Below are 1,454 nucleotides of genomic sequence, written 5' to 3' on the forward strand. Positions count from 1 at the left end.
TTTACACGCCTGTTTCTTTGGCATGCGCTCGATCAACAATGGCAAACGTATGTGGAAGAAACTCTGACCTCAGCTCGATTCATTTATCAAGAAAATGATACGTGAATTTCGCTAATCAACACGTGTGAGTTGTTTTGATACTTTTCCAGCCACTACTGTTACTGTTACGTCGCCTTCTGCTTTACCTGTTAATTTAATAGTAGCGTTACCTTCTTTATCTTCAGCTACAGCTGTTGCTACATCATCGTCAGAAGATTTTACTGTTACTTTAGATTTATCTACTTTGATTTCTTCGCCGTGTTTGTTTTTGAATGTTAACGCTTTTGTAACTGTACCGTTAACGTTTACTTCATTTTCTTTCACTGGCTCGATTTCAAATGATTCAACTACTGGGTTAAGTGTTGTCTTAACTTCAATTGCTGTACCTTTTGCCACTTTTTCAGCATCAATTGCTTCACCTACGAATGGTGTTACTGTGTAAGTGCCTGCTTTTTTCGTTGTTGCTTTCACTACGATATGCTTTTTAGCGTCGTCACCTTTACCAACTGTGATTTCTTCAGCTGTTACAGTGATGTCTTCTTTTGTTAAACCTTTTCCTGGTTTTACATCGAATTTCACATCTGCTGCTTTTAATGCTGCGCCTTCTGGGTTAGCTTTTAATACAGCAACAATGCCTTCTTCGTTGTTATAAGGGTTTGCAACTAAGTTTTTACCGTTATCTTGAAGGTCTTTACCTACTGTAATAGCTGTTAATTTAGATGCACCGATTTCAACAGTGTATGTTTCATAGTCACCGTTTGCAATGTTGTATGCTTCGATTGTTAATGTACCTGGTTTCACTGCTTTGAATGATACAGTGTTACCATTTGTATCTAATGAACCAGAAGTTAAATCAGTTTCGCCTGATTTAGCAATAAGGTCTTTACCTTCTTTAACAACCCAACGGATTAAGTTTTCACCTGCAGCGGCTGTAGTTACAGGGTTACCGTATTGGTCTTTAACGTCTGCTGTTAGTTTGATTTCATCATTTGGTAAAACTTCTGTTACAGCTTCATCAGCTTTATGTTCGTTGATTGCTTTAGCATATGTTGCTGTTACTGCTTCAACTGTTGTTGGAGCTGCTGCTTCGCCTTCTACTACTGTGAAGTTAGCTGTTGATGTTTCGATTACTTTATTATCAGCATCGACTACTTCAAGTTTGATCGCTACTTTAGCATCTTTAGCTAATGTACGAACGTCCTCTTTAATTGAAACAACAAGTTTACCATCTTTAGCTGTTACTGTGTATTCTTTACCATCAGCTTTTGTTAAAGGTAAGCTATTATATCACGTCTGTTGATTAACTAAATTTTCCTATAAAAAACTAATAAAAAAGAGAGATTCCATGTAAAATGTAAGTTACCACACCAACATTTACGAGGAGGAATCTCTCATGGCTAAGAATACCACGATTT

2 protein-coding genes are annotated in these 1,454 nt (G+C 37.0%); one reads left to right on the plus strand and one right to left on the minus strand.

Going from position 1 to position 1,454, the window contains the following annotated elements; genetic code table 11:
• Positions 1 to 111 precede the first annotated feature (111 nt).
• Positions 112 to 840 (minus strand): Ig-like domain-containing protein, encoded by a 729-nt coding sequence (locus DDE80_RS15225; RefSeq protein ID WP_161952358.1) that lies wholly within the window; start codon positions 838 to 840, stop codon positions 112 to 114.
• 4 nt (positions 841 to 844) lie between these two features.
• On the opposite strand from DDE80_RS15225, the gene DDE80_RS15230 reads away from it, so the two are divergent.
• The gene (locus DDE80_RS15230) at positions 845 to 1,339 is read left to right on the plus strand and encodes a hypothetical protein (RefSeq protein ID WP_161952359.1); all 495 of its coding nucleotides are present in this window, start codon (positions 845 to 847) and stop codon (positions 1,337 to 1,339) included.
• Positions 1,340 to 1,454: the final 115 nt, after the last annotated feature.

The sequence above is a fragment of the Metalysinibacillus jejuensis genome, assembly GCF_003057615.1.
In the GTDB taxonomy this organism is placed as follows: domain Bacteria; phylum Bacillota; class Bacilli; order Bacillales_A; family Planococcaceae; genus Metalysinibacillus; species Metalysinibacillus jejuensis.